10 protein-coding genes are annotated in these 17,200 nt (G+C 73.6%); all 10 read left to right on the forward strand.

Going from position 1 to position 17,200, the window contains the following annotated elements:
- The first annotated feature begins 3 nt into the window (after positions 1-3).
- The 10 genes from ACIPWA_RS01080 (at position 4) to ACIPWA_RS01125 (ending at position 17,068) form a co-directional block, all read left to right on the forward strand.
- On the forward strand, positions 4-1,455 hold the full coding sequence (locus ACIPWA_RS01080) for a DUF58 domain-containing protein (RefSeq protein WP_400287788.1): 1,452 nt from the start codon (positions 4-6) through the stop codon (positions 1,453-1,455).
- The gene (locus tag ACIPWA_RS01085; protein ID WP_400287789.1) at positions 1,455-3,962 is read left to right on the forward strand and encodes a transglutaminase-like domain-containing protein; all 2,508 of its coding nucleotides are present in this window, start codon (positions 1,455-1,457) and stop codon (positions 3,960-3,962) included. Before ACIPWA_RS01080 ends, ACIPWA_RS01085 begins: the two co-directional genes overlap by 1 nt.
- Entirely contained in the window at positions 3,962-5,623 is a 1,662-nt protein-coding gene (locus ACIPWA_RS01090) for an RDD family protein (RefSeq protein ID WP_400287790.1), read from the forward strand. Before ACIPWA_RS01085 ends, ACIPWA_RS01090 begins: the two co-directional genes overlap by 1 nt.
- Positions 5,620-6,462: a PP2C family protein-serine/threonine phosphatase gene (locus tag ACIPWA_RS01095; protein ID WP_400287791.1), complete on the forward strand. Its 843-nt coding sequence runs from the start codon at positions 5,620-5,622 to the stop codon at positions 6,460-6,462. Before ACIPWA_RS01090 ends, ACIPWA_RS01095 begins: the two co-directional genes overlap by 4 nt.
- Positions 6,459-8,384 (forward strand): FHA domain-containing protein, encoded by a 1,926-nt coding sequence (locus ACIPWA_RS01100; protein ID WP_400287792.1) that lies wholly within the window; start codon positions 6,459-6,461, stop codon positions 8,382-8,384. Before ACIPWA_RS01095 ends, ACIPWA_RS01100 begins: the two co-directional genes overlap by 4 nt.
- Complete coding sequence (locus ACIPWA_RS01105; protein ID WP_068623824.1) at positions 8,381-10,189, forward strand: serine/threonine-protein kinase; 1,809 nt, start codon at positions 8,381-8,383, stop codon at positions 10,187-10,189. Before ACIPWA_RS01100 ends, ACIPWA_RS01105 begins: the two co-directional genes overlap by 4 nt.
- Complete coding sequence (locus ACIPWA_RS01110; protein WP_056649855.1) at positions 10,186-10,878, forward strand: FHA domain-containing protein; 693 nt, start codon at positions 10,186-10,188, stop codon at positions 10,876-10,878. Before ACIPWA_RS01105 ends, ACIPWA_RS01110 begins: the two co-directional genes overlap by 4 nt.
- A gap of 64 nt (positions 10,879-10,942) precedes the next feature.
- On the forward strand, positions 10,943-15,394 hold the full coding sequence (locus tag ACIPWA_RS01115) for an FtsK/SpoIIIE domain-containing protein (RefSeq protein ID WP_400287793.1): 4,452 nt from the start codon (positions 10,943-10,945) through the stop codon (positions 15,392-15,394).
- A gap of 119 nt (positions 15,395-15,513) precedes the next feature.
- Positions 15,514-15,786 carry a hypothetical protein gene (locus tag ACIPWA_RS01120; RefSeq protein WP_056649861.1) on the forward strand — a complete coding sequence of 91 codons (273 nt, stop codon included), beginning with the start codon at positions 15,514-15,516 and terminating at the stop codon, positions 15,784-15,786.
- Positions 15,787-15,934: 148 nt separating this feature from the next.
- Positions 15,935-17,068 carry a WXG100 family type VII secretion target gene (locus tag ACIPWA_RS01125; protein ID WP_400287794.1) on the forward strand — a complete coding sequence of 378 codons (1,134 nt, stop codon included), beginning with the start codon at positions 15,935-15,937 and terminating at the stop codon, positions 17,066-17,068.
- Positions 17,069-17,200: the final 132 nt, after the last annotated feature.

A 17,200-nucleotide genomic window follows, 5' to 3' on the forward strand; every position in this document is an offset into this window, starting at 1 on the left:
CTGATGACCACGACCGAGACCTCCGTCGCCGCAGGCGGTACTCCAGACCCCGCACCCGGGCGGGCGCCCCAGGGCGCCCCGAGCACCACGGGTGCGCCCGGCGCCCCCGAGTCCTCCGGGACCCCGGCCGGAGCTCCCCGACGCGCCCGGACTCCGTGGAGCCGTCCGGCCCGCCCGACCACGGGCGGCGCCGCACCCGCACGCCCGGGGCGCGCGACGCCGTCGGGCAGCGGTGGCGGCCTGGCCACGCGCCTGCGCCGTCTCCTCGCGCCCGTGACGACGCCCGTCGCGGAGGCGATCGCGCCCGTGGCCTCGGTCGTGAGCCCGTTCGGCTGGGCCGTCCTGGTCGGGACGGTCGCGGCGTGGTGGGCCGGGCTGCTGTTCTCGTGGGTCGAGCTGATCGTGGTCGCGGTCGTCCTGACGGTCGCGCTCCTCGCGGCCGTCGCGTTCGTGCGCGGCACGTTCAAGTACACGGTGGACCTGGACCTCGGGCAGCAGCGCGTCACGGTCGGTGACCGCGCGGTCGGCCGGCTCGAGGTGAGCAACCAGTCGCAGCGTCCTCTCCTGCCCGCCGTGATGGAGCTGCCCGTGGGCGCGGGCGTGGCCTCGTTCCCGGTCCCGCGTCTGCGCACCGGGGCGAGCCACGAGGAGATCTTCACGATCCCGACGCACCGCCGCTCGGTCATCCCCGTGGGCCCCGTGCGCTCGGTCCGCGCCGACCCGTTGGGCCTGCTGCGTCGCGAGGTGGTCTGGACGGACCCCGAGGAGCTGTTCGTCCACCCGCGCACCAAGAACCTCTCGGGCTCCTCGACGGGCTTCCTGCGCGACCTCGAAGGTCGCGTGACGCAGGACATCTCCAACTCGGACGTGTCGTTCCACGCGCTGCGCGACTACGTCCCGGGCGACGACCGTCGCCACATCCACTGGAAGACGACGGCCCGCACGGGGCAGCTCATGGTCCGTCAGTTCGAGGAGACGCGGCGCTCGCACCTCGCGGTGATCCTGTCCACGCGCACCGAGGACTACGGCCACCCCGACGAGTTCGAGCTCGCGGTCAGCTCGTGCGGCTCGCTCGGCCTCCAGGCCATCAAGGAGGACCGTGGACTCACGGTCCTCGTCAACGACGGCAGCCTGCGCGGCGACAACCGCGTGCGCCTGCTCGACGACCTCGCCCGCGTCGAGACCCGTGAGCTGCGCACGAGCCTCGTGGACGTCGCGCGCGTCGCGACCGCGAGCGTCACGGACGCCTCGGTCGTCGCGCTCGTGGTCGGCAGCTCGGTCACGCCCACGGAGCTGCGCGCGGCCTCGGCCCGCCTGCCGCAGGACGTCCGGGTCATGGCGATCCAGTGCGTCCCGGGCGCCAAGGTCAGCCGCCACCGGATCGCCGAGCTCGTCGTGCTCACCATCGGGGAGCTGGGCGACCTTCCCCTCGCACTGCGGAGGCTGAACGACTGATGTCCCAGAACGACACCCGGGGTCGGGTGGCCGGTCCCGGCAGCACGTCCTGGCAGGGCAGGCCCGCGGGCCACACCACGGGCTCGACCGCTACGGGCACCCGCTCGAACGGGACGACGTCCCGGGCCCCGCGTGGCGCGGGCGCCCCGAGGGCCCTCACAGGCTCGGGCGCCCTCGACGCGCTCGCGCTCGTCGTGATGCTGGGCGCGGCGATCGTCGGGTTCGGCCCGGCGTGGGGCTCGATCGCCTACCTGCTCCCCGCCGTCGGCGGCATGGTCCTGGGCCTCGGCGTCGCCTGGCTCGGCGCCTGGCGCCGCTGGGGAACCCTCGGCGTCGCTGCCGCCGCGGTCCTCGTCTACGTGCTGCTCGGCGGCCCGTTCGCGCTGCCCGGCACCACGGTCGCCGGCGTCCTGCCGACCCTCGACACGTTCCGCGGCCTGCTGCTCGGCGCCGTGACGGGCTGGAAGGAGATCGTCACCTCGGTCCCACCCCTCCAGTCGTTCCCGGAGCTCGGGGTGGTGCCGTTCCTCCTGCTCTTCGTCACGTCGCTCGTCGCGGGCACGCTCGCGTGGCGGGTCCGCGACGCCCAGTGGGCGCTCGTCCCCGTCGCGCTGGCGTTCGTCGCGATCATCCTCCTGGGCACGGTCGTGCCCGCCGTGCCCGTGGTCCAGGGCCTGGTCCTGGTCGTCGTCGGTCTGCTGTGGGGCGCGTGGCGCGCGACCGAGGCACGGCTCGGGGAGCACCAGGTCACGACCGAGGCGAGCCTCGCGGCGACCCGTCGGCTGCGCTGGCACCGCGCCCGGGGCGGCGCCGCGATGCTCGCCCTCGGCGGGGTCGCGGCGGTCTTGCTGGCTCCCGTGCTCACGCCCGACACCGAGCGCATGGTCCTGCGGGAGAACGTCGTCCCCCCGCTCGACCTGCACGAGTACGTCAGCCCGCTCGCGTCGTTCCGCAAGTACGCCAAGGAGATGACCGAGGACGAGCTGTTCACCGTCGAGGGCCTGCCTGCGGGTGCCCGCGTCCGCCTCGCGACGCTCGACGCGTACAACGGCGTCGTCTACGACGTCTCGAGCGGCGGGGCCGGGTCCGGGTCGGGGGTCTTCACGCGGGCCGGTGACCAGATCGCCACTGTCGCCAAGGGCACGCCGACCGACCTCACGGTCACGATCGGTGACTACCGGGGCGTGTGGGTGCCCGACGTCGGGTCGCTCGCGGGCATCGTCTACCAGGGCGAGCGGGCCGAGGACCTGGGCTCGACCACCTACTACAACTCGACCACGGCGACCGGGGTCGTGACGGCCGGGCTGCGCCCGGGCGACTCGTTCCGCCTCGACGCGATCGTCGCGCCCGCCCCGTCGGCCGAGGACCTGCAGTCCACGCGCATCCTCGACGAGAAGCTCCCGCGCTCGATCAACGTCCCCGACTCGGTCGCGGGCAAGGCCGCGCAGTTCATGGCCGAGGAGACCGACCCCGTCGTCCAGCTCGACAACCTGAAGAACGGCCTCGTCGCGAGCGGCATCTTCTCGAGCGGTCTCGAGACGCAGCTCCCGTCGCGCCCGGGGCACTCGGCCGAGCGCATCGACACGCTGCTCGCCGACGACGAGATGATCGGCGACGACGAGCAGTTCGCTGTCGCGCTCGCCCTGATGGCGCAGTCCGCCGGGATCCCGGCGCGCGTCGTCATGGGCTTCTACCCGCCCGAGACCTGGGAGGAGGGCACGCCGTTCGTGGCCACGGGCGCCGACGTCCACGCCTGGGTCGAGGTGCCGTTCGAGGGCTACGGGTGGGTGCCGGTCGACGCGATCCCGGAGGAGGACAACAAGATCGAGCCCGAGCCCAAGAGCGACCAGGTGCCCAAGCCGCCGGTCCTCGAGGACCCGGAGCCGCCCGAGGAGCCCGCAGACGCCGAGGCCGGCACGGTCGACGACGAGGAGAAGAAGGACGACGCCGAGTCGTCCGGGTTCGACTGGGGCCAGGCCGCGCTCGTCGCGGTCGCGGTCGCGGTGCCGTTGATCCTGCTCGCCCTCCCGCTGCTCCTGATCGTGGCCTTCAAGTCACGGCGGAGGAAGAGACGTCGCGAGGCCGAGCGGCCCGTCGACCGGATCAGCGGTGGCTGGCGCGAGGTGCTCGACGCCGCCACGGACCTGGGAGCGCCCGTCGCGGGCGGCGCGACGCGCCGTGAGGGCGCGGGAGCTCTGTCCGAGTCGTTCCCGGCGGCCGCGGCACCGACCGTCACGCTCGCCCGGACGGCCGATGCCCAGGTCTTCGGGACCGGGGACCCGAGCCCGCAGGAGGTCGAGTCGTTCTGGTCCGAGGTGGACGCCGTGCTGACCGGTATGCGGTCCACCCTGCCGCGCAGGCAGCGACTTCGCGCCGCGGTGTCGCTACGATCCCTGCGGGGCGCACGGAGGTCCTGGCTGCCTGCCAGGTTCCGTCGGGCTCGACAGTCCGTCCGGTCGGCGCGCACGCCGGCGGCGGGTCCCGTCACCAAGCCAGGAGACAAGTGATGTCCGAGACGACGACCTGCAGCGCCTGCGGCACGACGCAGGCCTCAGGCTCCGCGTTCTGCGCGGTCTGCGGGACCAGGTTCCCGCGCACCGGCAGCCCGTACGCGGCGGGCCTCTCACCGGACCCGGTGCCGGACCCCGTGTCGGAGCCCGTCCTCGGGGTCACGACCGAGCGCGAGGTCGCGGCCATGACCCAGCGTGCGTACGGCCTCCCCGTGGGTCCCGGGCAGCCGGGCGCACCCGGGGCTTCGGGCGGGCCCGCCGTGTCCCCGGAGCCCTCCGTGTCCTGGTCGACCGGAGGGCGCACGGCCCCTGTCGCGGGCGTCGGACGCCGCTTCGTCGCGTTCCTCGTCGACTGCGCGGTGATCGGGCTCGTCGCCGGGGGAGTCGTGCTCGGTGGGCTGGCCGCCCTCGGCGTGCCGCTCACGGGCGGCATGACCGTGGCGACGCAGGCCCAGGCGGAGGAGCTGCTCGGGAGCGTGACGATCCTGTGGGCCGTGACCGGCGCGCTGGGGCTCGTCTACTGGCTCGGGATCTGGGTCTGGGAGGGGCGCACGGGCCGCACGATCGGCAACCTCCTGCTGGGGCTGCGCACGGTCCGGGCCGAGGACCGCTCGCCCCTGGGCTTCGGCCGCGCCGCGCTGCGGTGGATCGTGATCGGGCTCGGGGCGATCGCGTGCGGCGTCGGAGAACTCCTCGTGGCGCTCTCCCCGGCCTTCGACAAGTCCGGCCGCGGCCAGGGCTGGCACGACAAGGCGGCCAAGGCCGTGGTCCTCGACGTCCGGGCGGTGGCGCCGTCCGCGTCCGGGGGGCCGCACGCACCCGCGGAGCCGTTCGCAGCGATGCCCCCGACGGGTGCCTTCGCGGCCCCGCCCACGGGGTACGCGGCCCCGGCCGCGACGCCGGTCCAGTACTCGTCGGCCCCGCCCGCGGGCTACGCGGCCCCGGTCGCGCCCGGGTATCCCGGTGCCCCGCAGCAGGTCCCGGTCGCGCACGACCCGTGGGCGTTCAGCGCGGCTCCGGCGCCCCAGGCGGGCGCCCAGGACGGCCTGATCACGGGAGTCCCGGGAGCACCCGGCGTCTCGGTGCCCGGGGGAGCCGCCGCCCAGGTGGCGCCCTCCGCTCCCACGGAGGCTCCGTCGTCGGGCGGGGGACTTCCCGGCCCGACGGCGCAGCCCCCCGTGTCCTACGCCGCGCCCTCCGCTCCGCCTCAGCAGGCGCCTGCCGCACCCGTCGCCCCTGTGGCGAACGCTGCGGCCACCGACGAGGATCCCGACTGGGACAGCACGCGGTTCAGCGTGAGCGACGTCCGGCGGGACGCCCCGGCCGGGTTCGTGCTCGAGCTCGAGTCGGGCCGCCGTGTCACCGTGACGGGCACGGCGCTGATCGGACGCAACCCGCAGTCGACCGGGGAAGGGGCCGTGGTCCTGGTCGCCGTCGAGGACCCGACCCGCTCGGTCTCCAAGACGCATGCCGAGATGGGCGTCGACGCGGGCGGGCTCTGGCTCGTCGACCGCGGTTCGACGAACGGCACCATCCTGACGCGCCCCGGTGGCGCCCCTCAGGTGCTCGAGGCAGGCGTTCGCGTCGCCGTGACCGTGGGGTCCGTGGTCCAGGTCGGCGACCGCCGACTCACGGTCCACCCGGGTGGTGCCGCGTGAGCGCGAGCACGACCGGGGTGCACCTGGCCTGGGGGGCGAGCTCTCACCGCGGGGCCCGCCGGCTCCTCAACGAGGACCGCTTCCTTGCGGACCGGTCGGTCTTCTTCGTGGCCGACGGCATGGGCGGGCACGACGCGGGCGAGGTCGCGAGCGCCGCGGCGATCGACGCGCTGCGCCCGCTCGGGGCGCTCGGCACCGTGGGCCCCGAGGACGTCCGTGAACGGTTGGGCGTCGCCCAGGACGACGTGCGGTCGATCAGCACCGAACCGGGTCGGGGAGCCGGGACGACCGTCACGGGTGTCGTGGTGGCCGAGCAGGAGGGCGTCCCGTACTGGCTCGTGGTGAACATCGGCGACTCGCGGACGTACCAGATGTCGCACGGTGTCCTCGAGCAGCTCAGCGTCGACCACTCGGAGGTCCAGGAGATGGTGGACGCCGGCCTGCTCACCCCGACCCAGGCGCTCACGCACCCGCGACGCCACGTCGTGACGCGGGCCGTCGGGGCCGCGCTCCCGCCCGAGCCGGACTTCTGCTGGATCCCCATCGAGCCGAGGGACCGCATGCTCGTGTGCTCCGACGGCCTGACGGGCGAGCTGTCGGACGAACGGATCGCCGAGATCCTCCTGGCGCAGCCCGACCCCCAGTGCGCGGCCGACCTGCTGGTCAACGAGGCCATCGTCGCTGGTGGCCGCGATAACATCACCGTGGTCGTCGTCGACGCGACCGGGGCGTGGCAGGACACCAGCGACGGGTCCACGACCCCTCGGGACGCCCTGGGCTACACCGACGAGGACACCTTGCCGCGCGAGATCCACTTGCAGATGGGGGACAGGTCGTGAGATTGCGCTACGACACGGGGAGCGCGTTCGGGTTCGTCCGGGGCGGGGCGATCGTCGTCCTGCCCGACGGCGCGACGAGCGAGCTCGTGCGGGCCCTGTGGGAGCGGCTCGACGCGTCGGGCGACGCGGAGACCGAGGTCATCGAGGTCATCCAGCTGCTGACCGTCGTCCTGGGCGCCACGCTGCGCACCATGCCGTCGTTCGCGGTCGCCGTGGTCTGCGGACAGCGCGTGCAGGTCGCGGTGCGCGGCGACGTCTCGGTCACCCTGCGCACCCCGTCCGAGAGCGTCCACGTGGACGGCGACGACGTCTCGACGTGGTCCGAGCGCTCGGTGGAAGGCGTCGAGGTGGTCTCGGTGCAGCTCGGCGTCGACCCGGTGACGGACCTCGAGGCCGCGGCGGGCCAGGTCGCACTGGTCGGGCTGCCCCTGCGGGAGGGCGTCGTGCTGGCGTCCAGGATCGTGCAGGACCTCGTGGAGGTTCCGGCGGCCCAGGGCGCCGAGCGCTCGACGGCGGAGCCCACCGAGGTCGCCGACGCTCCGGCGCGCGTCCCCGCGCCCCCGTCGCTCGACGCGCTCGCCTGGGGGCCGCCGCCTGCCGCTCCTGCGGCCGAGCCGTCGTCGGCGGACGTGGTGGTCGTGAGCCAGGCTGGCCTGGTCGGTGCTCCCCTCGAGGGCGACGCGCAGGGCGACGAGGTCCTCGGGACGGACGAGGCCCTGCCGGACGCGCTGGTCACGCCCGCTCTCGTGGACCCGCTGGGGCACGGTCCGGGAGCGGCGGTCGACCGTGACCAGGTCGAGGCGTCCGAGGAGACCATCGCGCCCGAGGCCACTATCGCGCCGGAGCTCACGATCGCGCCCGACGCCACGGTCGCGCCGGACGTCGAGCGACCGGCCGCAGCGGTCGAGAGCCCTGCCCTGCCGGACGGTGCGTCGTCCGGCGTCGGCCCCGTGCCCGCGCCTCCGACCGAGGCGGAGACGGGGTACGGCCACCTCTGGGAGTCGACCGTCCTGCGGACGGTCGAGGACGCTGCGATCCGGGTCGACGAGGACGGTCAGGACGAGGGCGCGAGCGCCCCCACGGCCTCCGCGCCGCTCGTCGCCCCCTCACCCGGTACGCCGGCAGTCTCCGGACCGTCGTCCGACGACGAGCCCGAGGACGAGGCCGGCATGATCGCCGGCATCCCGCGCGAGTGGACCGGGGCCACACCGGCCGCCGCGGCCCGCGCCTTCGACGTCGACGTCGCGCACGAGCCGAGCGTGGCTGCACCGGCCCCGAGCCTCGCTGCGGAGGCCGACGACCACGACGGGCACACGGTCTTCTCGTCGGTCATCGCGGATCTCCGGGCCCAGGTCGGCGGTGCGGGGGCGCCTCCGCTCCCCGCCCCGATCCCGGCTCCGGAGGCGCCTCCCGCGCCGCCGGCGGGGGCAGGGCCGACCTTCTCGCCGCCGCCCGCTCCCGGATCGCAGCAGATCCTCGCGCGCGTGTGCCGCGAGGAGCACGCCAACCCTGCGTCGCGTGACACGTGCGGTCGCTGCGGCGCTGCGCTCGACGGCGACGCCCACCTGGTCACCCGACCCTCGCTCGGCCGCTTCACGCTGTCCAACGGTCAGGTCGTCGAGCTCGACCGCCCCGTGGTCCTGGGGCGCCGGCCTCGGACCACGCGCGCGCAGAGCAACGACCTGCCCCGGCTCGTGGCCGTCCCCAGCCCCGAGCAGGACATCTCGCGCTCGCACGTCGAGGTCCAGCTCGAGGGCTGGCACGTCCTGGTGTGCGACCTCAACACGACCAACGGCACCACGGTCCTGCGCCCCGGCCAGCCGCCGCGCCGCCTGCACCCCGGCGAGCCCATGATGGTCGCGTCCGGGGACGTCGTCGACGTCGGTGACGGCGTGACGTTCGTCTTCGAAGGACTGCTATGAGCTCGAAGCGCGCCCCGTCGGCGCCGCCACTGATCGACGGGTACGAGTACGTCTCGGTCGTGGGGTCCGGCGGCTTCTCCGACGTCTTCCTGTACCAGCAGCAGCGGCCGCGGCGTCGCGTCGCGGTCAAGGTCCTGCTGCACGAGTGGTCGAGCGAGTCGCAGCGCGCCGCGTTCGACGTCGAGGCCGACCTCATGGCGACGCTGTCGACGCACCCGTCGATCGTCACCATGTACGAGGCGAGCGTCGCGTCCGACGGACGCCCCTACCTCGCGATGGAGTACTGCTCGCGGCCCAACCTCGGCGCGCGCTACCGGACCGAGCGCCTCAGCGTGGCCGAGGTCCTGCGCATCGCGGTCCAGATCGCCGGTGCGGTCGAGACGGCCCACCGGGCCGGGATCCTGCACCGCGACATCAAGCCCGCGAACATCCTGGTCACCGAGTACGGGCACCCTGCGCTCACGGACTTCGGCATCTCCTCGACGCTCGACGACGCGTCCAGGGCCGAGGGCATGTCCATCCCGTGGTCGCCCCCCGAGTCGTTCGCCGAGAACCCGTGGGCGGGCAAGGAGACCGACGTCTGGGCGCTGGCCGCCACGACGTACACCCTGCTGGCCGGGCGGGCGCCGTTCGAGCTCCCCGGCGGGTCCAACTCGAGCGCGAGCCTCATCACGCGCATCGAGTCGACGCCGCTGCTGCCCACGGGACGCACCGACGTCCCGCCGTCGCTCGAGCGCGTGCTCGGTACGGCGATGGCCAAGAACCCCGCGTCGCGCTACCCGAGCATGCTCGCGTTCGCGCGGGCGCTCCAGCAGGTCCAGAACGAGCTCTCGTACGCCGTCACGCCGATCGACGTCCTCGACGACTCGGGCCTGACGCAGGAGGAGGAGCCCGACGACGACGGCGGCACGCGGCTGCGTGCGATCGTCTCGATCGACCCGCGCGGGGTTCCGGGCGGCACCTCCGGCTCCTCCCCGTCGACGGGGGGCCGCACCACGACGAACGGGACGACCCCCGTCTACCGGCAGGACCCGTCGCAGCTTCCCTACGCGCCCGTGACCTCGAGCGGCCGCGCGCAGGTCGCGACCGGGACACCGACCACGTACGGCACCCCGGTGGGTTCCGTCGCGGCACCGCAGGCCCCCGCACAGCCGACCCCCTACCAGCACGCGCCCGCGCTCCCGACCCACGTGCCGCCGTCGGGCGGGGGGTTCGTCCCGCAGCGGCCCGCGCCGGGTGGCGCCCAGCAGCACACGGGGGCCTGGGGTCCGCCCGTGGACGACACCGTGCACCGCGTCGGCGTCGAGGCCCCCCTGGACCCCGGGCCGGCCACGGCCCCCGCGCCCAAGCGGCAGGTCTGGCCGCTCCTGGTCGCCGCAGGCGTCCTCGTGCTCGTGGTGATCGGGATCTTCGTGCTCCTCAACCCGCCCGGCGGCGGCTCGGCGGACGCGGACACCGACCGGCCGAGCGTCGACGGCACGGAGACGGGAGACACGGGGGACACGGGCGATCTCCCGAACGACAACCTCGGCGACATCGTGCAGCCCGTCACGACCGTGACGTCCGGGTACATGGACGACCTGGGCCAGGTGGCCTTCAAGATCGAGTACCCCGAGGGATGGCAGGACGGCGACATGTTCTCGATCCGTCGGGTCGAGGACCCGACGGCCGACGAGAAGCCCGAGGAGGTGTCCTTCAACGTGGTGCGGTACGAGGCGGCGAAGGGCGAGAAGGTCTGCATCGAGATCACGGTCAAGCGTGACGGAAGACCGTCCAAGCCCTTCACGAAGTGCGAGCCGGAATGAGCGACCTCGCGATCGAGTTCTGTGGCGAGTGGTTCCGCCCCGTGCCCGGGGAGGAGTTCGACATCGGGCGAGACGGCGACCTCGAGATCGAGGACAACCCCTACCTGCACCGACGCTTCCTGCGGATCACGCACGAGAACGGCATCTGGTGGCTCGCGAACGTGGGCTCCCTCATCTCCGCGACCATCTGCGACGCGGGCGGGGGAGTGCAGTCCTGGCTCTCACCGGGCAACCGGCTCCCGCTCGTCTTCGCCTCGACCTCGATCGTCTTCACCGCAGGCCCCACGACCTACGAGGTCATGGTCCAGCTCGCGGGGGCGCCGTACCAGGAGATCCGTTCGGAGGAGCCCGCCGACGGCGCGACCACGATCGGCATGACGAGCTTCACCGTCAGCCAGAAGCAGCTCATGGTCGCGCTCGCCGAGCCCATGCTCCGCCGGGACGGGACGGGTCTCTCGGAGATCCCGACCTCCGCGGACGCCGCGCGTCGGCTCGGGTGGGCCACGACGCGCTTCAACCGCAAGCTCGACAACGTGTGCGACAAGCTCGACCGGATCGGGGTCAAGGGCCTGCGCGGAGGTCCGGGCGCGCTCGCCACGAACCGGCGCGCGCGTCTCGTCGAGTACGCGGTCGCGTCGCGGCTCGTGACCTCCGACGACCTCGCCCTGCTCGACCTGCCGAGCGACTGACCACCGGGACACGTTCCCCCCGACCGTCCCGGCGCTCGCGCCGGTCTGACCGAGGACCTCTCCTGTGCGCATCAAGCTGACCCTGCACCGCCCGGACTCGACCCTGACGAACGTCGCGGTCACGGCCGACGCCACGGCGACCGTGCGCGACATCGCCGAGGCGCTCTACTCGGGCGACCCCGTGCGCGCCGGGGCCGCGGCCCCGGACCGGCTCACGCTCCAGGTCGACGACGCGTCGAGCGCGTCCCAGGGCCGGGTCCTGTCACCGACGAGCGACCTGATCGAGGCGGGCCTCCGGTCGGGCGCGACCGTCTCGATCGTCCGGGTCTCCGAGCAGTTCGAGGCACCCGGCCAGGACCGGGGGCCGGCCGCCGCCGTCCTGCGCGTGCTCTCGGGCCCCGACGCAGGCAGGGAGTTCCCGCTGCCCGTCGGCACGAGCTACCTCGGTCGCGACCGCGACATGGACGTCCGTCTCGACGACCCGCTCGTGTCCAAGCGGCACGCGCGACTGACGGTCGGGGAGTCGATCGAGATCGTCGACACCAACTCGGCCAACGGCCTCGTCATGGGCGGCGAGCGCATGGCGCGCGCGACCCTCACGTCGGCCGACACGGTCGACGTCGGTGGCTCGGTCATCGCGGTCGTGGCGCTGCAGCGCAGCGGCAGCCTCGCCCCGACGAGCCCCATCGTCGAGTTCAACCGTTCGCCGCGCGTCGTCGCCCGCTTCCCGGAGCGCACGCTCAAGGCCCCCAAGCCGCCGCAGCCGCTCCAGCCCGCGCGCTTCCCGTGGCTGGCCATGGCCGCCCCGCTGGTCATGGGAGTCGTCCTGTGGATGGTCCGCAAGGACTTCATGTCGGTCGTCTTCATCGCGCTGAGCCCCATCCTGATGATCGGCAACTACGTCGACCAGAAGGTCCAGGCGAAGCGACGGTTCAAGGCCCAGGTCGAGCAGTTCACGGTCTCCGTCGCGGCAACGCGCGAGACCATCGAGCGGACGCACGCGATCGAGCGCGCCGTGCGGCTCGCCGAGACGCCCTCGGTCGCGGACACCGTGGACGCCGTACGACGTTTCGGTGCGCTGCTGTGGACCCACCGGCCCGAGCACCAGGCGTTCCTGAGCGTGCGGATCGGCCTCGGGCGAGGGGTCTCGCGCGTGCAGCTCGACGACCTGGGCAACAACGACACGCTGCCGGTCTACTGGAAGGAGCTCGAGAAGCTGCAGGCCGAGTGCTCGCACATCGACGGCGTGCCCGTCGTGGCTCAGCTGCGGTCGAGCGGGGGCCTGGGCATCACGGGGCCCGCCGGGACGGTCGACGGCGTGGGGCGCGGGATCCTGGTCCAGCTCGTCGCGCTCCACTCGCCCGCCGAGCTGGTCGTCGCCGCACTCACCTCGCCCCGGTCGCGGGTCGACTGGGAGTGGCTCGAGTGGCTGCCCCACACGGGCTCGCCGCACAGCCCGCTCGCGGGCGACCACCTCGCGGACAACCCCGGCGCGGGCGCATCCCTCCTGTCGCGGCTCGAGGACCTGGTCGAGTCGCGCGGTGCGGACCTGGGCGAGCGGGCCCGGGACCGGGGCGGCGTCGACCCCGCCAAGGAGCTCGACGACCTCGAGGCGCCCGTGCTGCCGACCGTCGTCGTGCTCGTCGAGGACGACGCTCCCGTGGACCGGTCCCGCATGACCCGCCTCGCGGAGCGAGGCGCCGACGTGGGGGTGCACGTCGTGTGGATCGCTCCGACCGTGGAGCAGCTGCCTGCCGCGTGCCGCACGTTCGTCCTGACGGGCGACGGGGGAGCGACGTCGGGCGAGGTCCGCGTCGGACGCCTCACCTTCCCCGTGTCGTGCGAGCAGGTGGACCTCGCGACCGCGCACGAGCTCGCGCGCGCCCTGGCCCCCGTCGTGGACGTCGGTGCACCGATCGACGACGACTCGGACCTCCCACGCTCGGTGTCGTTCGTGTCGCTCGCGGGCCAGACCCTGCTGAGCGACCCGGACGCCCTGGTCGAGCGCTGGCGCGAGAACCACTCGTTGACCGTGCGAGACGGGTCGCCGCCCGTGCGTCGCAAGTCCGACGCGACCCTGCACGCGCTCGTCGGGCACTCGGGGACCGAGCCGCTCCACCTCGACCTGCGCACCCAGGGCCCGCACGCGCTCGTCGGCGGGACCACCGGCGCCGGCAAGTCGGAGTTCCTCCAGTCGTGGGTGCTGGGCATGGCCGCCGCGCACAGCCCCGACCGGGTCACGTTCCTGTTCGTCGACTACAAGGGCGGGGCGGCGTTCGCGGACTGCGTGAACCTGCCGCACACCGTGGGTCTCGTGACCGACCTCTCGCCCCACCTCGTGCGTCGGGCGCTCACGTCGCTGCGTGCCGAGCTGCGGTACCGGGAGCACCTGCTCAACCGGAAGAAGGCCAAGGACCTCGTCTCGCTCGAGCGCACGGGCGACCCCGAGGCGCCGCCGAGCCTGCTGATCGTCGTCGACGAGTTCGCGGCCCTGGTCAACGAGGTCCCGGAGTTCGTCGACGGCGTCGTCGACGTCGCCCAGCGCGGACGCTCGCTCGGTCTGCACCTCATCCTCGCGACCCAGCGACCGGCCGGCGTCATCAAGGACAACCTGCGGGCCAACACGAACCTCCGCGTCGCGCTGCGCATGGCCGACGAGGCCGACTCGACCGACATCCTGGGCATCCCGCTCGCGGCGCACTTCGACCCGTCGATCCCGGGTCGAGGCGCGGTCAAGACCGGGCCCGGACGCATCACCCCGTTCCAGACGGGATACGCGGGCGGCTGGACGACCGACCGGCCGCAGCGTCCCCGGCTCGACGTCGAGGAGATGTCCTTCGGGACGGGCACCTCGTGGGAGATCCCGGCCCCCGACGTCGAGGAGGTCGTCGACCCCGGCCCGAACGACATCGCCCGGGCCGTGGCGACGATCGCGCGCGCGGCGCAGAACGCGGCCGTCCCGGCCCCTCGGAAGCCGTGGCTCGACGAGCTCGCCCGGACCTACGACCTGGCTCTCCTGCCCAACCCACGCACCGACGAGCTGCTCCTCCTGGGCGTCGTCGACGACCCGGCGTCGCAGAAGCAGCCGACCGTCTTCTACGAGCCGGACCGCGACGGCAACATGGCGATCTTCGGCACCGGCGGCTCGGGCAAGAGCGCCGCCCTGCGGTCGATCGCCGTCTCGGCCGCCATCACGGCCCGTGGTGGCCCGGTCCAGGTCTACGCGATCGACTGCGGGGCGAGCGGCCTGCGGATGCTCGAGGACCTGCCGCACGTCGGCGCGGTCATCGCGGGGGACGACGCCGAGCGCGTGACCCGCGTCCTGCGGATGCTGCGTGGCATCGTCGACGACCGGTCGGTGCGGTACGCGGCCGTGCGCGCCGGGACGATCGGCGAGTACCGGTCCCTGGCCGGCGCGCCGCAGGAGCCGCGCATCCTGCTCCTGGTCGACGGGATCGGCGCGTTCCGCGACGAGTACGACCTCAAGGCGACGCCGTGGTTCCCCGTGTGGGCGGCGTTCTCCCAGCTCGCGACCGACGGTCGCCAGGTCGGCGTGCACGTGATCATCACCGGCGACCGGCCGAGCGCCGTGCCGACCTCGCTGGGCAGCACCATCCAGCGCAGGCTCGTGCTGCGCCTCGCGAACGCCGACGACTACCTGATGGTCGGGGTGCCCCGCGACGTCCTGACCCCGGCCTCGCCGCCCGGTCGAGGAGTCCTGGCCGGCAACGAGGTCCAGGTCGCCGTGCTGGGCGGGGACGCCAACGTCTCGATCCAGTCGCGGGAGATCAGCAAGCTGCGTGACGCGATGGTGCGCAACGGCGTCCCGCAGGCGCCGTCGATCGAGAAGCTGCCCGACTCGATCCCGCTCTCGTCGCTGCCCGCGTCGGTGGGCGGCGCTCCGGTCATCGGACTCGACGACCTCGACATCGCCCCGGTCGTGCTGCCCGAGCGCGGCACGTTCCTGCTGGGCGGTCCCCCCGTCGGCGGTCGGACGACCGCGCTCGTGACGATCGCGCAGGCGGTCCGGCGCGCGCGTCCCGGGACCCGGATCGTGTTCTTCTCACCTCGTCCGACGCCCATCTCGGCGCTGCCCGTGTGGGACACCACCGCGACGAGCCCCGAGGAGATCGTCCCCGTCGTCGAGTCGATCAAGGCGCAGGCAGAGGCCGGGCAGCTCGGTCGCGGGGACCTCGTCCTGGTGGTCGAGAACCTCACCGAGCTCACGGGTACCCCCGCGGAGGCGGTCCTCGACAAGCTCGTCCAGCTCCTCGTCCGGACCGACCAGCTCGTGGTCGGTGAGTCGGAGAGCTCGACGTGGAGCCAGGCGTGGACCTTGGCCAAGCCGTTCAAGGCCGGGCGGAGCGGGCTGATCCTGACCCCTGGCGACACCGACGGCGACATCCTCCTCGGCACCTCGCTGGGGCGGATCCGCCGAGCAGAGTTCCCGGCCGGGCGAGGCTTCCTCGTCGTGGCCGGGCGCACCCGGAAGGTGCAGATGGCCCTCCCGGAGTAGTTCTTCCCGGATGGGGACCTGTCCCCATGTACGGGGTAGGCACGACATGGTTGAGTACTCCGTGTCGAGAACATGACGAGGTCGCCCGCAGGGGGTGGCCCTGAAAGAAGGAGCAGCACATGAGCAACTACTGGGGCCTCAACGTCGAGCAGGTCAAGCAGCTCTCGGCCGAGCTCATCCAGGCAGCCTCGGACGTCGACGCCATCAAGTCGAAGCTCACGGGCAAGCTGGACTCCGTCGAGTGGAACGGCCCGGACGCCACCGCGTTCCGCTCCGACTGGTCGGGCCAGCACGTGACGGCCCTCCAGACCGTCATCACGGCGCTCAACGAGGCCGGCGCCAAGGCGCAGTCGAACGCGCTCGCGCAGGAGGCCACCTCCAACGCCTCCTGATCCCCAGGACGCGCGACGACGGGGCAGACGAGAGGGCGCAGGATCTTCGGGTCCTGTGCCCTCTCGTCTGCCCTTCGTCCGTCCCTTCGGCACGTCGCCGACCTTCCCCACCCTCGGGCAGACGCCCGACGACGCGAGATGAGAACCTGTGGCCTTCTACGGTGCCGACGTCACGGCGCTCCGGGCGCTCGGCAAGAGCTTCGACGAGGCCTCGGGCGAGCTCGACGACCTCCGGACGAGGATCTCGCAACGGTTGGGCGGTGTGGACTGGAAGGGGCCGGACGCCGAGCACTTCCGCGACCTGTGGTCCTCGCAGTGCGCCTCTGCGCTCACGACGACGCGCGACGCGCTGCGCGAGGCAGGCACGGCGCTCGTGCGCAACGCCGACCATCAGGAGGTCACGAGCGAGGACAACGGGCCCGGCGGGACGAGCTGGGGAGGTGGGGCACCCGGTGGAGGCTCGACGAGCGGTCCTGGCGGAGGGCCGGTCATCGGACCTGCCGGCCCTCTGGCTCCGGGGTCCCCGTGGTGGCTGCACGGCGGGACGGGCGGTGCCGCCGGGGAGAAGGTCGACAACAGCGGCGTGTTCGACCCGCACCGCAACTACCAGTCCACGTACCAGATGTCCACGCTGGACGGTGAGCAGGTGGACGGCCCGCTGCTCGACGACAAGCGTCCTGTCGACGCCAAGGCGCACCTGGCGAGCGCGAACGCGTCCGGGGTCCTGGGGGTCCAGGGCGAGATGGACGGATCCTTCGGCGAGTCGAGCGGCTTCCACGGCGACGGGTCGCTGGCCGGCTGGGCCGGGGCGCGGGCGGACGCCGGGGCGGGTGGGTACGTCGGTGCCGACGGCCTGGCGGTCGAGGGGCAGGCCGGGGTCGCCGTCGGGGCAGGGGGCAAGGCCGACGGCTCGCTGGGGTACGGGATCCTCGAGGCGAACGGCAGCGCCGAGGCGTTCGCGGGTGCGCGCGCCGGCGTCGACGCCGCGGCCTCGGTCGGACCCGACGGGCTGGGGGTCGCGGTCGGCGCCGAGGCGTTCGCCGGGGCCGAGGCCAAGGTCGAGGCGTCGGTGGGGATCGAGGGCGCCCAGGTCGGCGCCGAGGCGACCGGCTACGCGGGGATCGGCGTCCGTGCGAACGTGGACGTCAAGGCAGGCTGGGAGCACACGGAGATCGACATCGACCTCGGCGTCGCGCTCGGGCTGGGCGGTGGGGTCGGCCTGAAGGTCGACCTCGAGCCCAAGAAGCTCGTGGAGGGCCTGACCGAACTCCTGCCCTGGTGACCGGCTCACCGCACGGGCAGCAGGAGCGGCCCGTGCGGCCCGGGGCTCGCCGAGACGCCCGGGTCGCCGAGGGCCTGACAGACTGACACCCCCGTCCTGCCGTCGAGCAGGACGGTACCGACCGACACGAAG

This window comes from Oerskovia enterophila (genome assembly GCF_044748475.1).
Classification (GTDB): Bacteria; Actinomycetota; Actinomycetes; order Actinomycetales; family Cellulomonadaceae; genus Oerskovia; species Oerskovia enterophila.